Origin of the sequence: Bacteroides zoogleoformans (assembly GCF_002998435.1) — a bacterium.
GTDB lineage: Bacteria > Bacteroidota > Bacteroidia > Bacteroidales > Bacteroidaceae > Bacteroides > Bacteroides zoogleoformans.
On record NZ_CP027231.1, the window covers coordinates 1,948,870 to 1,963,895 of the forward strand.

13 protein-coding genes are annotated in these 15,026 nt (G+C 51.0%); 5 read left to right on the forward strand and 8 right to left on the reverse strand.

The window, feature by feature from the left end:
• The first annotated feature begins 21 nt into the window (after window positions 1-21).
• Window positions 22-777, forward strand: coding sequence for a succinate dehydrogenase/fumarate reductase iron-sulfur subunit (locus tag C4H11_RS08095; protein ID WP_106041207.1), 756 nt, complete (start codon window positions 22-24; stop codon window positions 775-777).
• A gap of 89 nt (window positions 778-866) precedes the next feature.
• On the opposite strand, the gene C4H11_RS08100 is transcribed toward C4H11_RS08095, so the two are convergent.
• Window positions 867-2,501, reverse strand: a complete 1,635-nt coding sequence (locus C4H11_RS08100; RefSeq protein ID WP_234819802.1) for a phosphatase PAP2 family protein — start codon at window positions 2,499-2,501, stop codon at window positions 867-869.
• 346 nt (window positions 2,502-2,847) lie between these two features.
• Here C4H11_RS08100 and C4H11_RS08105 point away from each other — a divergent pair, with 346 nt between their 5' ends.
• Window positions 2,848-3,663, forward strand: coding sequence for a glycerophosphodiester phosphodiesterase (locus C4H11_RS08105; protein ID WP_106041209.1), 816 nt, complete (start codon window positions 2,848-2,850; stop codon window positions 3,661-3,663).
• A gap of 5 nt (window positions 3,664-3,668) precedes the next feature.
• Here C4H11_RS08105 and dprA read toward each other — a convergent pair whose 3' ends face one another.
• The 4 genes from dprA to C4H11_RS08125 form a co-directional block, all read right to left on the reverse strand.
• Window positions 3,669-4,796: a DNA-processing protein DprA gene (gene dprA, locus C4H11_RS08110; RefSeq protein WP_106041210.1), complete on the reverse strand. Its 1,128-nt coding sequence runs from the start codon at window positions 4,794-4,796 to the stop codon at window positions 3,669-3,671.
• A 134-nt stretch (window positions 4,797-4,930) separates the two neighbouring features.
• Window positions 4,931-5,341: an acyl-CoA thioesterase gene (locus C4H11_RS08115; RefSeq protein ID WP_106041211.1), complete on the reverse strand. Its 411-nt coding sequence runs from the start codon at window positions 5,339-5,341 to the stop codon at window positions 4,931-4,933.
• Window positions 5,342-5,433: 92 nt separating this feature from the next.
• A complete protein-coding gene (locus C4H11_RS08120) occupies window positions 5,434-6,726 on the reverse strand; it encodes a peptidase U32 family protein (protein ID WP_106041212.1) in 1,293 nt (430 codons plus the stop codon).
• A 20-nt stretch (window positions 6,727-6,746) separates the two neighbouring features.
• Window positions 6,747-7,211 (reverse strand): DUF2059 domain-containing protein, encoded by a 465-nt coding sequence (locus C4H11_RS08125; RefSeq protein ID WP_106041213.1) that lies wholly within the window; start codon window positions 7,209-7,211, stop codon window positions 6,747-6,749.
• 112 nt (window positions 7,212-7,323) lie between these two features.
• On the opposite strand from C4H11_RS08125, the gene dusB reads away from it, so the two are divergent.
• The 3 genes from dusB (at window position 7,324) to C4H11_RS08140 (ending at window position 10,516) form a co-directional block, all read left to right on the forward strand.
• Window positions 7,324-8,304: a tRNA dihydrouridine synthase DusB gene (dusB, locus tag C4H11_RS08130; protein ID WP_106041214.1), complete on the forward strand. Its 981-nt coding sequence runs from the start codon at window positions 7,324-7,326 to the stop codon at window positions 8,302-8,304.
• A gap of 101 nt (window positions 8,305-8,405) precedes the next feature.
• Window positions 8,406-9,977 carry an L-aspartate oxidase gene (nadB, locus tag C4H11_RS08135; protein ID WP_106041215.1) on the forward strand — a complete coding sequence of 524 codons (1,572 nt, stop codon included), beginning with the start codon at window positions 8,406-8,408 and terminating at the stop codon, window positions 9,975-9,977.
• 122 nt (window positions 9,978-10,099) lie between these two features.
• Window positions 10,100-10,516 (forward strand): DUF1810 domain-containing protein, encoded by a 417-nt coding sequence (locus tag C4H11_RS08140; protein WP_234819803.1) that lies wholly within the window; start codon window positions 10,100-10,102, stop codon window positions 10,514-10,516.
• Between the two features lie 68 nt (window positions 10,517-10,584).
• Here C4H11_RS08140 and C4H11_RS08145 read toward each other — a convergent pair whose 3' ends face one another.
• The 3 genes from C4H11_RS08145 to C4H11_RS08155 form a co-directional block, all read right to left on the reverse strand.
• Window positions 10,585-12,123, reverse strand: a complete 1,539-nt coding sequence (locus C4H11_RS08145; protein ID WP_106041216.1) for a YifB family Mg chelatase-like AAA ATPase — start codon at window positions 12,121-12,123, stop codon at window positions 10,585-10,587.
• A 9-nt stretch (window positions 12,124-12,132) separates the two neighbouring features.
• Window positions 12,133-13,161: a TlpA disulfide reductase family protein gene (locus C4H11_RS08150; protein ID WP_106041217.1), complete on the reverse strand. Its 1,029-nt coding sequence runs from the start codon at window positions 13,159-13,161 to the stop codon at window positions 12,133-12,135.
• Between the two features lie 105 nt (window positions 13,162-13,266).
• Entirely contained in the window at window positions 13,267-14,961 is a 1,695-nt protein-coding gene (locus tag C4H11_RS08155) for a tetratricopeptide repeat protein (protein ID WP_106041218.1), read from the reverse strand.
• Between the last annotated feature and the right edge of the window lie 65 nt (window positions 14,962-15,026).

Sequence of the window (15,026 nt, forward strand, 5' to 3'; positions counted from 1 at the left end):
AACCTTTAAAGACTAAAAGAAATGGATAAAAATATATCATTCAAACTGAGAGTTTGGCGCCAGGCCGGTCCGAAGGCAAAGGGCGCTTTTAAAGAATATGAAATGAAAGACATTCCGGGCGACACCTCTTTTTTGGAAATGCTGGATATCTTGAACGAGATGCTGATTGCCAAAGGCGAAGAGCCGGTGGTGTTCGACCACGACTGCCGCGAGGGTATCTGCGGTATGTGTTCGCTCTACATCAACGGACATCCGCACGGCCCGGCAACAGGTGCCACTACCTGCCAGATTTACATGCGCCGTTTCAAGGACGGCGATACCATCACCGTAGAACCGTGGCGTTCGGCCGGCTTTCCGGTCATCAAGGACTTGATGGTGGATCGTACTGCCTACGACAAGATTATGCAAGCCGGCGGATACGTGAGCGTGCGTACGGGTGCTCCTCAAGACGCCAACGCCATCCTGATTCCGAAGCCCATTGCCGATGAGGCAATGGATGCAGCTTCGTGCATTGGTTGCGGTGCCTGTGTGGCTGCCTGCAAGAACGGTTCGGCCATGTTGTTCGTGTCTGCCAAGGTGAGCCAGCTCAATCTGCTGCCTCAAGGTAAGCCGGAAGCGTTGCGTCGTGCCAAAGCCATGCTGAGCAAGATGGATGAATTAGGATTCGGTAACTGTACGAATACCCGCGCTTGCGAGGCAGAATGTCCGAAAAACATCTCCATCAGCAACATCGCCCGTTTGAACCGAGACTTTATCATTGCGAAGCTGAAAGACTGATTTGCCTTTTATATTTGATTAATAACACTGGAGACTCCTCTTCCGGCTTTCCCGGCAGAGGAGTCTTTTTTAGTCCTGAAAGCCGGCTCTTAGAACGTGACACAAAAGGCGCCTCCCAAGACGAACTTCGACATATTCTTGGGGATACGCATCGTGTATGGGGTGATATAGTCGTCGGCATTGGCCGGGCGGCCGTCGAAAGTAAGATTTCGGGCAGCAGCTTTCATAAAGTATGTGGGTGCATAGTTGATTTCGTAGCGTTTGCGGGTGAAATCGTAATCGAGAAAGAACTTGAATGCCATGAGGGACTTGTAGGCATAGGTAAGGGACACTCCCGTGCCCACTTCCATCGACTTGCCTCCCTTCACGCTGAGATAATTCCATTCGGTTTCATATTTTTCTCCTCCCTGATGGCTGTCTCCTTTTATTTCATACATAAGGAGGGGCCTTCCGTTTACCTCTTCGTACGACATGTCGATGTCTCGCTTTTGTCCGGCTACACGGGCGTTTATATCTATGCCCTGCGTGTAGTTTCTGCCTACGAGCAGTTTTGTGCCGAGCGCCAACCTCGGTGTGAGCGGCAGACTGAAATAGGCTCCGGCGGATAAGGAGAATTCGGAGAGGCGGTCGGATTCTACGTTCAGCTCATATTTGTCGATGAAACCCTCCAGCCTCGGATCCAGTTGTGACAAATCACCGATCGGACTTCGGGCGAAATCATTCCAATTCTTCACCAACCTCGAGTTGACCCTCATTCGTCCTCCAATGCCGAAGTAAGGGCTGAAGAAATAAGCCCCTTCTGCACCTACCACGGTGGCCTGACTGAATTTGAGCTTTCTGACGGAATGCTCTTCGTAATAGTCGGCAAGGTCGGGATTGACCGCAATGAGATCGAGCGACTGTGCCCCCAATCCTACGCCCAGATGTACATTGAAGAACGACGGATACCGATACAGATTGTTCGGGCGTTCAATGTCACCACACTGCACTCCTTTATCTTTGAAGAAGAGGTCGCCGATGGCATACCCCAGCTCCGTGGAGAGGATTCCGATGCCTGCTCCGGCAAAGGTGTCGCTGATCCAATGGCGGTTATTGAGCACACGCATGCATCCTGTGGCAGTGGCCAGCGCATATCCGGCAATACTTATCCAAGGGTTGCGCGTCATGCCGTATTCCTTGTGCAGAATGGTTGCGGCGACAAAAGCCGTGGCAGTATGCCCCGATGGGAAAGAGTTGTGTGTGGAACCATCGGGGCGCAGCTCCTTTATGCTGTATTTCATTCCGTTGACCAATGCGGCCATGACGGCATAAGAGGCTCCCGCGCTTACGCCGTAACGGTCCCAACGGCTGCGTCCCTCGTAACCGGCCAGTTTAAGACCCGTGGCAATGGCAAGCGGGGCGTATTGCGAATAGTTGTCGGCCGTATGGTGGAAGTTATATAGAAATTTGTTGCGCACTTCGCGAAAATTTGCTTTGTCATTGCGGAGAAGGAGCCCTGCAATAATCCATGGCAGACTCACACACGACATATCAGACCGGAAAGTATGTTTCGCGGAAGGAGAAGCGTTGAGACGTTGTACGGCCATGCTGTCCGGAAACGACAACTTCACGGAATCGACCGGTTGAGCCTGCAACGAGGCTGTGCAGAGAGTGACAGACAAGACGACCGACACACTCCGCAATGCCATTGCGAGACGATTATCCGACTTGTTCTTCGTTGTCATATCCGCAGATACGGTTCCTTGCGGCATATACCCGTCAAAGGATTCTTCTCCTTTACTTGTATCTCGGAGCTCTTGAGGAAATCTGCGGAGACAATGATGTATTCTTTTACCGATTTTATGCATATGGGTGCAAATATAGGAAAAAAACGCCGCATCTACGGCATCTCTGTCCACAGGCCCCATGTTTCGCGGAAAGAGAACGGAGTACATTTCATAAGATAAGTCAAGACACACAAACGTTTATTAAGAGTTTGCTTATAAAAGATAAAAAGATAGCCATCTATGTTTCACCAAATCATAAAAATATTCTATTTTCGCAGAATTTCTAAACCATTTATCCTGAAACATGAAGAAATCTTTATACATATTGTGTGTAATCAGTCTGTCGTCGGCCATCTTTTATGCTTCCCGGCAGTCTGTCCGGTTTGACAAGGTGCCTTTGGCAAGCGGGCATCGCGGTGCCGATGCCATTGCTCCCGAAAACACGATGGCTTCGGCGGACTCATGCATCAAGTATGCCGTGGGCAATATAGAGTGTGATGTCCGCATCAGCAAAGACAGCGTGTTCTACCTTCTGCACGATTCTACGTTGGACCGCACCACCAATGGGACAGGGCTTATCAAAGAGCGTCTGTCTGCCTACATCGACACGCTGGATGCAGGCTCATGGTTCGGACCGGAATTTGCCGGACAGCGTGTGCCGCGCTTTGCCGACTTGCTGCGCAAGGCCAAACAAAGTGGAATGAAGCTCGTAGTGGACTTCAGAGATGGCGACATGCATAAACTTCTGAAACTGATAAAGGAGGAGGGCATGCTGGAAAATTGCAACTTCTCTTTTTATGAAGAAAGCGACGCAAAGCGATTCAGAACCATTGCACCCGAGGTGAAAACACTGCAAGCTTACGTCAGGAGCATCGACCTGCTGGAGCATGTGATTGACGAACTGAAGCCCGATATCATTGTAGTGCATATCGACTCGTTGACACCGGAATTTGTGCGGCGATGCCGTGCACACAACCTGCAAGTGGCAGCATTGGTGTTAGGTTTGGATGATAAGACGGATGCCAACCGGAAAGCGGTGGAGCTCGGTGTGGACATCGTGGCTACCGACCGGCCGGAAGCCTTCGTCATGAAATACGGAAGGGGAGGGGCAAGAAAGTAGGCCCGTCAACTTCTTGCCAACAGATGATAGACATCGCCCGGCATCGCTTTCGCCACTCCTTTCATTTCCAGCTCGAACAGCAGGGCGCTCATGCGGTTCACCGGAATGTTGCTCTCCACTACCAATGCGTTGATGTGCAGGTCTCCTTTCCGGGCAAGGATGTGCACCACCCGCTCTTCCTCTTCCGACAGTTCCGGGAAGAGGTTGCGCTGGATGCCTTCCGCACGAACCGCTTCGTGTGTTGTGGTGCTCCAGCTCATGGCTTGCACAAACTCCTCCGCAGTCTGAATAAGGGCAGCCTTACTGTCGCGTATCAGCCTGTTGCAACCGGTGGAAGCAGTGTCTGTGATGCGCCCGGGAACGGCAAAACAATCTCTGTGATAACCTTCGGCCAAGTCTGCTGTAATGAGCGAACCACCTTTGGCAGCCGATTCTACCACGATGGTGGCGTCGCACATGCCTGCCACGATGCGGTTACGGCTGACAAAGTTGTATCGGTCGGGATTGGTTCCGGTGAGGAATTCGGTCAGCAAACCGCCGTCGGTCAGCATGTCCACCGCCGTTTTACGATGTACATAGGGATAGAGACGATCCAGACCGTGGGCAAGGACGGCAACCGTAGACAGTCCGTTTGCCAAAGCCGCGCGATGGGCGTGAATGTCGATGCCATAAGCTAATCCGCTTACCACAAGCACATCGGGACAGAGGGTGGCGAGGTCGTGCAGGAAGTCGGCACAGAATTGCTTGCCGTAGTCCGTAGCCCGGCGGGTTCCTACCATATTGATGACGTGCAGCCGGTTGAAATCGACGTTCCCTTTGAAGAACAGCACAACAGGGGCGTCGTCGCATTCACGCAGACGACCGGGGTAAGCTTCATCCTTCAGGGTCAGACATGTCAGGCGGTTCTTTTCCACAAACTCCAATTCCTGTCCGGCACGCGCGAAAGCGGCGGGACAATCAAGCGCAGCAACCACGCCGGCACTTGCTTCGGATATGATTTCAGGCAGTTCCTTCCGCCGGCGGAATACTTCGGCGGCACTGCCCATGGAGTCTATCAAGCGTTTCGCCCCTACATGCCCGATGCCGGGGCAGAGTGTAAGGGCTATGCTGCAAAGCTGTTCTTCGCTGTTCATCGATGGGGTTGTTTCTGCAACAGTCAAGCCTTGGCTGACAAAGACTATTTTTAGTTGTAACAAACACTTATATCTGTCACGATAAGAACCTGTGTCTGTGTCAACCAAGGTTTAAAGGCTTTTATAAACGAGTTTTATTCTCCTTGCAAGTAGGGGGCAAAGAGTGCATCGAAACGGCTGCTGTCGGTCAGGCGGCCATTCACCACACAGACGGTTTCTACCACGCCTTTCAGAGATACCTTGCCGTCGATTGCCCGGAAGATGTCCTGATAGAAGACGTACTTGATGCCCTCTTTCCGCATGTAGAGCTTGCAGACGAACTCGTCACCGCTCTTCAGCGGGGTCTTGAAGGCCATGCTGATGCGCGCCACCACGGGGTCGATGCCCTCTGCGTGCAGTTTGGCGAAGTCGGCGCCTGCCGAAATCAGAAATTCATGACGCGTATGTTCCAGATAGTGCTGGTAGTTGGCATTGTTTACAATGCCTTGAAGGTCGCACTCATAGTCGCGCACCTTCATTTTCAGTTCATATATATACTTTTCCATAACTTCTTTATCGAGGTTCTACTGAACCTTCTTTATCATTGACTCCTCGGCGAGATTACGACGATTTCACTGATTTACAGGTTTTTCATCGGTCATCCCCGCTGCTTCTCCACATCCAGTCCTTTGAACTTCTTCAGTTCTTCCACGCTGACCAGTTTGTAGAGTTTGTCGCTGGGGCGTATTTTGGGCGATTTCATCGAGAAATGCTCTCCTTTCCTCACCGTGGGCACCGGCTTCAGATCTACACGGGCTTCGTCCAGTGTGAGGAATTCCGCTCCCGTGGTGGGGCCTGTTATCAGCAGTTTGTCGCCTACGCTGACTTCGGCGGCTTCCACCAGAAACTCGGCCACCCCGATATTGCCGAAGTAACGTATGCCTTTGCCCACATAAATCTTGCGCTCCGTGGCGGCCGAACCGTAGTTCTTGGTCCACTCGCCCAAGCGCTGTCCCAAGTAATACCCGTCCCAGAATCCACGGTTGAAGACGGTCTTCAGCCGCTCGTCCCACCCGGCAATCTTCTCGTCGGTGAAGGTGCCTTCCACGTAGGCTCGAATGGCCTCTTTATAGCATTCCACCACCGTGCGCACGTACTCGGGCCCGCGGGCGCGGCCTTCAATCTTGAACACGCGCACGCCGGCGTCCAGCATCTTGTTCATGAAGTGGATGGTCTTCAGGTCTTTGGGCGACATGATGTACTGGTTGTCTACCTCCAGTTCCACATCGGTTTCCTTGTCGCGCACGGTGTAGCTACGGCGGCACACCTGCATGCAGGCACCCCGGTTGGCGGAGTGATTCATTTCGTGCAGCGAGAGGTAGCACTTGCCGCTCACGGCCATGCAGAGCGCGCCGTGGCAGAACATTTCGATGCGTATCTGTTCGCCGCCCGGTCCGCAGATGTTCTCTTCCCGGATGTGCCGGTAGATTTCCGCTACCTGCTCCAGATTGAGTTCGCGTGCCAGCACCACCACATCGGCAAAGCGGGCATAGAAACGGAGCGCCTCCACGTTGGAGATGTTGAGCTGCGTGCTGAGGTGTACTTCCTGCCCGATGCTGCGGGCATAGTCCATCACCGCCACATCGGCCGCAATCACGGCAGAGATACCTGCGGCCTTGGCGGCATCCACAATGGTGCGCATCAGGGGGAGGTCATTGTCGTAGATGATGGTGTTTACCGTCAGATAGCTCTTCATGCCGTGTTCGTCGCATGTGCGGGCTATCTCCCGCAGGTCGTCTATCGTAAAGGTATTCGCCGAGCGGGCGCGCATGTTCAGGTTCTCGATGCCGAAGTATATGGAGTCGGCACCTGCCTGTACGGCTGCGGCAAGGGATTCGCGCGAACCGACGGGAGCCATTATCTCGAAATCGGAAAGGCGGGATGTATTCATAACAATGAAAAGGGAAGTGATTATTTACTTACCATGTTGGCAATTTCATTCTGCATCTGCTGACCGATTTCCGTACCAATCTGTTGTCCTATCGGCATGACTTCTTTAGCCATGACAGGCGTACTGGCAGACAACTTCTGCCCGGCAGGAGTGTCGTAGAAAGCCAAAATGTCTTCCAAATCTTTCAGCGTAAGGAGTTTTTGGTAAATAGGGGTGATGCCCTCCACCATCTTGTCGATGAACAGCTGTGTCCAGCGCTTGGTGAAGTCTTCCCAGAAAGAGTCGGGTTGCGATGCAGCCTGCTGCTTCATCATGTTTACAAGTTGCGGAATCATCAGCCTCACGGACTCCAAGCCTCCTGATTTATCCAGCATTTTATAAAGGGTTTCCTTGTACTTACTGTTTGTTTCTTGTGCATAAGCGCCGGTCGGTTGAAGCGACAGCATGGCGATGCACACCGTTGCCATGAAGAAAAACTTTTTCATTTGGGTTATCGTTAGTTATCGTTAATGGATGAATACTCTTTTATTTAACAAGGCAAAGGTAGCTCTTTTTATCTTACGAATGATTAACTTTGCCCGAAAAACCTGATTACGCATGAAGATAGCCGATATGGATTTGGGTGTCCGCCCCATATTTCTCGCCCCTATGGAAGACGTCACCGACCCAGCTTTTCGCCTGATGTGCAAGCAGTTCGGTGCAGATATGGTATATACCGAATTTGTGTCTGCCGATGCACTGATACGTTCGGTGAGCAAAACCCAACAGAAGCTGAAAATCAGCGACCGGGAGCGTCCCGTAGCCATACAAATATACGGAAAGGACACGGATACGATGGCAGAAGCCGCCCGTATTGTAGAGCAAGCCCGCCCCGACATTCTCGACATCAACTTCGGCTGTCCCGTGAAGCGCGTGGCAGGCAAAGGTGCCGGCGCCGGAATGTTGCAAAACGTTCCGCTTATGCTCGAAATCACCCGTGCGGTGGTAGATGCCGTGAAGATACCTGTCACTGTGAAAACACGCCTCGGATGGGATGCCGACCATAAAATCATTGTCACCCTGGCCGAACAACTGCAAGATTGCGGCATCGCCGCCCTTACCATACACGGACGTACCCGTGCGCAGATGTACACCGGCGAGGCCGACTGGACACTTATCGGCGAGGTAAAGAGAAACCCGCGCATGCGCATCCCCATCATCGGCAACGGCGACGTCACCACCCCCCGGCGGGCTAAAGAATGTTTCGACCTTTACGGGGTGGATGCCGTCATGATAGGTCGTGCCAGCTTCGGCCGCCCGTGGTTCTTCAAAGAAGTGAGGCACTATCTGGAAACCGGCGAAGAGTTGCCCCCGCTCAGCTCCGAGTGGCAGCTGAACGTGTTGTGCCAAGAAGTGGAAGACAGTGTCCGGTTGCTGGACGAGCGCCGGGGCATTCTACATGTGCGCCGCCACCTGGCGGCCAGTCCCTTGTTCAAAGGCATTCCCAACTTCCGCGATATGCGGATAGCCATGTTGCGGGCCGAAACGAAAGAAGAGTTGTATCGCATCTTCGATGCCATCGGTCCGATGCTGCCTTGAAACTGTTTGGCAGGGCAAAGATTTTCTCCGTTTTTTGCAGCTGAGATGAATGTTTTTAAGAGCTTTACACTATCTTTGCCATATCAAAAGACATAAAACGTATGGTAAGAAAGTACGATTTCCTCGTTATCGGTTCCGGGATTGCCGGTATGAGTTTTGCGCTGAAAGTGGCACATAAGGGAACGGTAGCTCTCGTCTGCAAAGCCGGTCTGGAAGAGGCAAATACCTATTATGCGCAAGGAGGCATCGCCTCTGTCACTAATCTGGGCATAGACAATTTCGAGAAGCACATCGAAGACACCCTGATTGCAGGCGACTGGATAAGCGACCGCGAGGCCGTGGAAAAAGTAGTGCGCAATGCCCCCGAACAAATCGGCGAACTCATCAAATGGGGCGTGAACTTCGACAAGAAAGAGAACGGAGAGTTCGACCTGCACAAAGAGGGCGGCCACTCCGAATTCCGCATCCTCCACCATAAGGATAATACGGGCGCAGAGATACAGACCAGCCTGATTGAAGCAGTGAAACGGCATCCCGACATCACCGTCTTCACCGACCACTATGCCGTGGAAATCATCACCCAGCACCATCAGGGAATCATCGTCACCCGCCATACCCCCGGCATCAAGTGCTACGGCGCATATGTGCTGAACGAGCGGAGCGGCGAAGTAGACACTTTCCTGTCGAAAGTCACCGTCATGGCCACGGGCGGTTGCGAAGCCGTCTACCGCAACACTACCAACCCGTTGGTAGCCACGGGCGACGGCATTGCCATGGTCTACCGTGCCAAAGGCATCGTAAAAGATATGGAGTTTATCCAGTTCCACCCCACCGCCCTTTACCATCCGGGCGACCGTCCCGCCTTCCTCATCACCGAGGCCATGCGTGGCTATGGCGGCGTGCTCCGCACCATGGACGGGAAAGAATTCATGCAGAAGTACGACCCGCGCCTCTCGCTGGCTCCACGCGACATCGTGGCACGAGCCATCGACAACGAAATGAAGCAACGGGGCGACGAGCATGTCTATTTGGACGTGACGCACAAAAACCCCGAAGAAACCAAACGGCACTTCCCCAATATCTACAAGAAATGCCTCAGCATCGGCGTCGATATCACCAAAGACTACATTCCGGTGGCTCCTGCCGCCCACTATCTTTGCGGAGGAATCAAGGTAGACCTCGACGGACAGTCGAGCATCCGCCGCCTCTATGCCATCGGCGAATGTTCCTGCACCGGCCTGCACGGCGGAAACCGTCTGGCCAGCAACTCGCTGATAGAGGCCGTGGTTTATGCCGATGCGGCTGCCAGACATGCGCTGAGCGTGCTGGAGCGTTACGACTTCAACGAAGACATCCCCGAATGGAACGACGAAGGAACCATCTCCACCGAAGAGCGTGTGCTCATCACGCAGAGCATGAAAGAGGTGAACCAGATTATGGAAGCTTACGTGGGTATCGTGCGCAGCAACCTCCGTCTGACACGCGCTTGGAACCGCCTGGACATCCTTTACGAGGAGACTGAAGCCCTCTTCAAGCGCACCAAAGCCACCCGTGAACTGTGCGAACTGCGTAACATGATCAACGTGGGCTACCTGATAACGAAACAAGCCATGGAGCGCAAGGAAAGTCGCGGACTGCACTACACGATTGATTATCCGCATGCAAGGGAATAAGTAAGTCGTGTTCCTGAATTTCTCAGAAGCACATGGCACAGATGACGAAGATTTTCTTTTTTTTGATGAATCTGATTAAAATTCAAAGGCCATTGGGGTTAATACCCCTTTTCAAAAAGGATATGGAAAGATTTATAAAAGCTCAAGAGCAATGGAATACTTATAATATTGCATTGGACGAAATACGCGCCGGACAGAAGAGAACTCATTGGATTTGGTTCATATTCCCACAGTTGAAAGGGTTGGGACATAGTTATAATTCAGAGTACTATGGCATTGAAGATATGGAAGAAGCCCGGAAATATTTGTCACATCCGGTTCTTGGAAAAAGATTAAGGGAAATCACGACAGAGTTGTTAAAGCATCATGATAAAACTGCCGGTATTGTAATGGGTAGCAACATTGACGCATTGAAATTACAATCATCAATGACCTTGTTTGATGCAATATCTCCGAATGATATATTTGCAGAATGTCTGCAAATATTCTTTGGAGAACGCAAGGATCAGTCTACGTTGGAGAAGCTCACTCATATTTGAAGACTAAAAACTCATCTTGGCATAGTATAAGAAAACCTTGTTGGTGAAATATATCTCTAACTATCATCTCATCCTGCCCAGTCTTCCCTATCCAGATTTCTGTATCCGATGGCTTCTGCCAGATGCGCCGGCTGGATGGTCTCACAGCCTTCAAGGTCGGCAATGGTACGGGCAACCTTCAATATACGGTCGTAAGCACGTGCCGAAAGATTGAGACGGTTCATGGCATTTTTCAGCAAAGCCAGTCCCCGTTCGTCAGGACGGGCATAGAGAGAGAGGAGCTTACTGCTCATCTGCGCATTGCAGTAGATACCGGGAAGTTCGGCATATCTTTTTTCCTGTATTGACCGGGCACGTACCACGCGTTCGCGGATGGCGGCACTCGCCTCACCCGGACGGGCATCGGAAATCTTGTCGAAAGGTACGGGAATGACTTCCACCTGAAGGTCTATGCGATCGAGCAAGGGACCGGAAATTCGGTTGAGGTATTTCTGCACTTGTCCCGGGCTGCATACACAGGCTTTCGTGGGATGGTTGTAATAACCGCAAGGACAAGGATTCATGGCCGCCACGAGCATCAGCCCGGCAGGATATTCCACGTTGCACTTCACGCGCGAAATAGTGATTTTACGGTCTTCCAACGGCTGCCGAAGCACTTCGAGCACATTGCGGTTAAACTCCGGAAGTTCATCCAGAAAGAGTACGCCATTGTGCGCCAGACTGATTTCGCCGGGCTGCGGAAAGCTGCCGCCACCGGTCATGGCTACCGTGGAAATGGTGTGATGCGGACTCTGAAAAGGACGTTTGGAGATTAGCCCGCCATTCTGTCCCAGCTTGCCGGCCACGGAATGTATCTTGGTCGTTTCAAGGCTCTCGCCCAGCGACAAAGGAGGCAGTATGGATGGAAGCCGCTTGGCAAGCATGGACTTTCCACTGCCCGGAGCACCGATGAGCAGGATGTTATGTCCGCCCGCCGCGGCCACTTCCAAGGCACGCTTCACGTTCTCCTGCCCTTTCACATCAGCAAAATCCGCCTCAAAACTGCTTTGCCGGCTATAGAACTCCTCGCGTGTGTTCACAATGGTGGGCGTCAGTTCTCGCTTGGCATTAAAGAACTCGATGACCTCCTTTATATTGTCCGCTCCATACACAACTAAGTTGTTGACTACCGCTGCCTCACGGGCATTCTGCCGAGGCACGATCATTCCTTTGAATCCCAGCTCTCTTGCTTTGATGGCAATGGGTAGCGCCCCTTTGATGGGTTGCAGGCTTCCGTCTAAACCAAGCTCTCCCATGAGTAGATAGTCTGCCAGTTTGTCCGGTTGCACTATTTCGTTGGCAGCAAGCATGCCTATGGCCAGAGGGAGGTCGTAAGCGGATCCCTCCTTGCGTATGTCGGCCGGCGCCATGTTGATGGTGAGCGTACATGTAGGCATCCGGTAACCATTCTCCTGCAGGGCGGAGCGTATGCGCTGCTGACTTTCTTTGACGGCAACATCCGGCAGACCTACCAGATAGAACATACAACCTCTGGAGCTACTGACTTCGATGGTGATAAGGGTGGCATCGATACCTTGAACAGCCGCTCCGAAAACTTTAATGAGCATGCGTGTAATCTATTTTTCTTTTTGTTTCAATTCTTCCAGCTTCTTCACTATCTCTTCCGTTGTCAGGTTCCTGCCTTCTATCCTACCGGAAGGGGAAATCAGCAGGTTGGCAGGCAGTGCATGTATGGAAAGCTGTTTGACAATCGGTGTGTTCCAACCCAAGAAGTCACAACATTGCTCCCATGTCAACGTATCGTTACCGATAGCATCCTCCCATGCTTTCTTGTCCACATCCAAAGAGATGCCCCAAAGGGCAAATGCCTTGTTCTTTTTTTCTTTCTTGTAGATTCGACGCAAGGCAGCATTGTTTTCCACGCTTTTCAAGTCCCACGACGCCCAGAAGTGTATCAGCAGATGTTTATCCTTAAACCCGGTACGACTGACTGACACACCTTTGGCATTGGGCAAAGAAACGTATGGAAGCACTTTCCCCACAGATACCCTTTCTTCTTCCTGTATAAGAGTCATCAATTCGCTCACGTAAGGGCGGTCTTTCAACTCTCCGCTCATACGATCTGTCAGTTTTTTTATAAGAGCAAAGTCCGGATGCGGTTTCTGCACGAAGTATTTTTCCAGCAGGTAGATACTTGCGGGAGATGTCGGATGGCTTTCGATGAAAGCTTCGGCCTTTTCCTCCAAAGCTTTTTCCGAGGAAGCGCTTATGCCTTTCAGGTCTTTCAAGAAGGCGGTCAACTCTTCGTTGGGAGCATTTCCCGTTATCTCCAGGCAGGAAAGTTCGGCGGCAGAACCGCTTATCTTGATTTCATCTCCTTTGTTCAGATAGAGCGGATATTCGGTGCCGTCGCCGAATTGCAGCCATACGGTCACCAACGTATCCATTGCAAGTGTTGCGGAGAATTTGTCGTTCGTGACAATCAATGTATCCGTGCGGTCATACAGATTGTCCGTACCATAAATGTAGAGAGTGTCATTCCCCAATCCTTTGATTTCGCCGCTGAGGCGGACGGAGTCCGTTGTCCTGCTGCCACAAGCGGACAGTATGGAAAACAGAAAGCATGCGAGATAGATTTTCTTCATTCCTGTTACTTTTTTCTGATACCTGCTGCGAAAGTACGTTATTTTGATAAAATGCCCGGCATATCTCTATACCGGGCATCTCCTTTTTTCAAGCTTCACCTTATATTATTTGATGATATCCATAAAAGTGGAGTTCGTAAAGAACTTGGTGAATTCCAGGTCGGAAGCCGCCTTCTTGGCCAATGCAGGCTCTTTTGCAACAGCATTCTTCAGGCTGTTGGTCACCATGGAAGCATTGTTGGTTCTTGCACCGAGCACGGCCATCAGATAATCCGTATAAGCATCCGGTTTCTCGATGGCAGCCAGCGTATTCTTTGCCTTGTTGTAGTCTTTAGCCAAAATTTGAGCCAAAGCTGCACTGTTGGTTTTCGTATCGGCAAATGCGTTTACGGCTCTGTCGTATTGACCTTGGGCAACATACAAATTGCCTAACGCTTCGTTCAGCGCTTTGGCACCGGAGGCTTTGCCTAAGAAACTTTCAGCAGCGCTCTTATCACCCTTGTTCAATGCAATCAATCCAAGGTTGGTATTCACTTCGGGAGCATCCTTGATAGCGGCAGCTTTCTTGAAATAGCTTTCAGCCTTGTCAAGGTTACCGGCTTGATATGCCAACTTACCAAGATTGTTGTAAGCACGGAAATCGTTGGGATAGATTTGAGTAGCCTTAGTGAAGATAGCTTCTTGCTTGCCTGCATCCTTAGTCAGAGTAGTGGCATACAGCAGTTCTTCGATGTTCAGTTGCTTGGCATCGCTGTCGGCAAGCTTTGCTATTTCTTCGTCAGACTTACCGATGATTTCATAGTTCAAAGTCAGACGAGAACGACGCAATTGCGGAAGCACTTCGTCAGCCAAGGTTTTGTATACCGAAGAGATGTTTTTGATTTCCTGTTCTCTTTGCTCCGGATCGGCATACATAGAAAGAACACGCAGAATCAATTCTTTGTCCTGGATATTCGATTTGGAAACCAGTTCTTGGAAACCTTCCCAGTCCTGAGCCGTATATTTGGTATCTACCGCTGCATCAATCTTGGCTTTCTTCAGATCCTGATTGATAACTTTGGCTGTATTGTCCTGACGGTTCGCGGCCAATGTGGTGTTCAGGCTTACACCACCATCGGGAGAAGCGTATGCAGAAATTTCAATGTTACTGATTTTCTTGTTGGCGGCATCATTTACGCTCTTCACCTCATTGCCGAATGCTTTGGCAGTCTTCAGTTCGCCGGCGCGTACGTTGGCTTGTTGAATCAAGAACATGATGTTGGCATCGTGTTTCTCTTTGATGATACGTTGGAAAGCATCGTCTCCGTTGGCCGGGTTGGCGCTGCCCAATGTCTTGCCAATCAATTCGGAAGTAGAGATGACACCGTCGGCCACTTTCACGGCAGGGATGTTCACCTTCTTGTTTCCGATGGTGGCTTTGAATTCCAGATAGAGTTCTGATTTAGCCATTTCCGGAACATAGTCGAAAGAAGCTTTCATAGTGTAGTTGCCACCCATCTTGTAAGAAATGGCCTGGTCATTACCTTCTACTTTCTCACCTTGGAACATAGCCGAGCGGCCTTTGGCTTCACCACCGTCCCATCTCAATACGGGAGTTACTTCTACTACAGCTTTTTTATTGAAATATCTTTCAGGAAATTTTCCATTGATAGTAACGGGAACTTTACCACCTACGGCTTCCAAAACCTGAGGAGTCACTGTGAAGTAGTCCGAAGACAATTCACCCATCTTACTGCTGCACGATGTCAGCAATGCAACAACCATTGCCATTAAAAAAGGCAGATACAATTTTTTAGTCATTTCAGATATTAATTATTTTGTTTGTAAAATAAATTTTTCCATTCCGCAATTATGCCTCATCAAGC

What these genes read in the sequence shown, in the direction of transcription:
- C4H11_RS08095 (WP_106041207.1), top strand. Translation starts at nt 22, where the DNA reads ATGGATAAAAATATATCATTCAAACTGAGAGTTTGGCGCCAGGCCGGT.
- C4H11_RS08100 (WP_234819802.1), bottom strand. Translation starts at nt 2,501, where the DNA reads ATGACAACGAAGAACAAGTCGGATAATCGTCTCGCAATGGCATTGCGG.
- C4H11_RS08105 (WP_106041209.1), top strand. Translation starts at nt 2,848, where the DNA reads ATGAAGAAATCTTTATACATATTGTGTGTAATCAGTCTGTCGTCGGCC.
- dprA (WP_106041210.1), bottom strand. Translation starts at nt 4,796, where the DNA reads ATGAACAGCGAAGAACAGCTTTGCAGCATAGCCCTTACACTCTGCCCC.
- C4H11_RS08115 (WP_106041211.1), bottom strand. Translation starts at nt 5,341, where the DNA reads ATGGAAAAGTATATATATGAACTGAAAATGAAGGTGCGCGACTATGAG.
- C4H11_RS08120 (WP_106041212.1), bottom strand. Translation starts at nt 6,726, where the DNA reads ATGAATACATCCCGCCTTTCCGATTTCGAGATAATGGCTCCCGTCGGT.
- C4H11_RS08125 (WP_106041213.1), bottom strand. Translation starts at nt 7,211, where the DNA reads ATGAAAAAGTTTTTCTTCATGGCAACGGTGTGCATCGCCATGCTGTCG.
- dusB (WP_106041214.1), top strand. Translation starts at nt 7,324, where the DNA reads ATGAAGATAGCCGATATGGATTTGGGTGTCCGCCCCATATTTCTCGCC.
- nadB (WP_106041215.1), top strand. Translation starts at nt 8,406, where the DNA reads ATGGTAAGAAAGTACGATTTCCTCGTTATCGGTTCCGGGATTGCCGGT.
- C4H11_RS08140 (WP_234819803.1), top strand. Translation starts at nt 10,100, where the DNA reads ATGGAAAGATTTATAAAAGCTCAAGAGCAATGGAATACTTATAATATT.
- C4H11_RS08145 (WP_106041216.1), bottom strand. Translation starts at nt 12,123, where the DNA reads ATGCTCATTAAAGTTTTCGGAGCGGCTGTTCAAGGTATCGATGCCACC.
- C4H11_RS08150 (WP_106041217.1), bottom strand. Translation starts at nt 13,161, where the DNA reads ATGAAGAAAATCTATCTCGCATGCTTTCTGTTTTCCATACTGTCCGCT.
- C4H11_RS08155 (WP_106041218.1), bottom strand. Translation starts at nt 14,961, where the DNA reads ATGACTAAAAAATTGTATCTGCCTTTTTTAATGGCAATGGTTGTTGCA.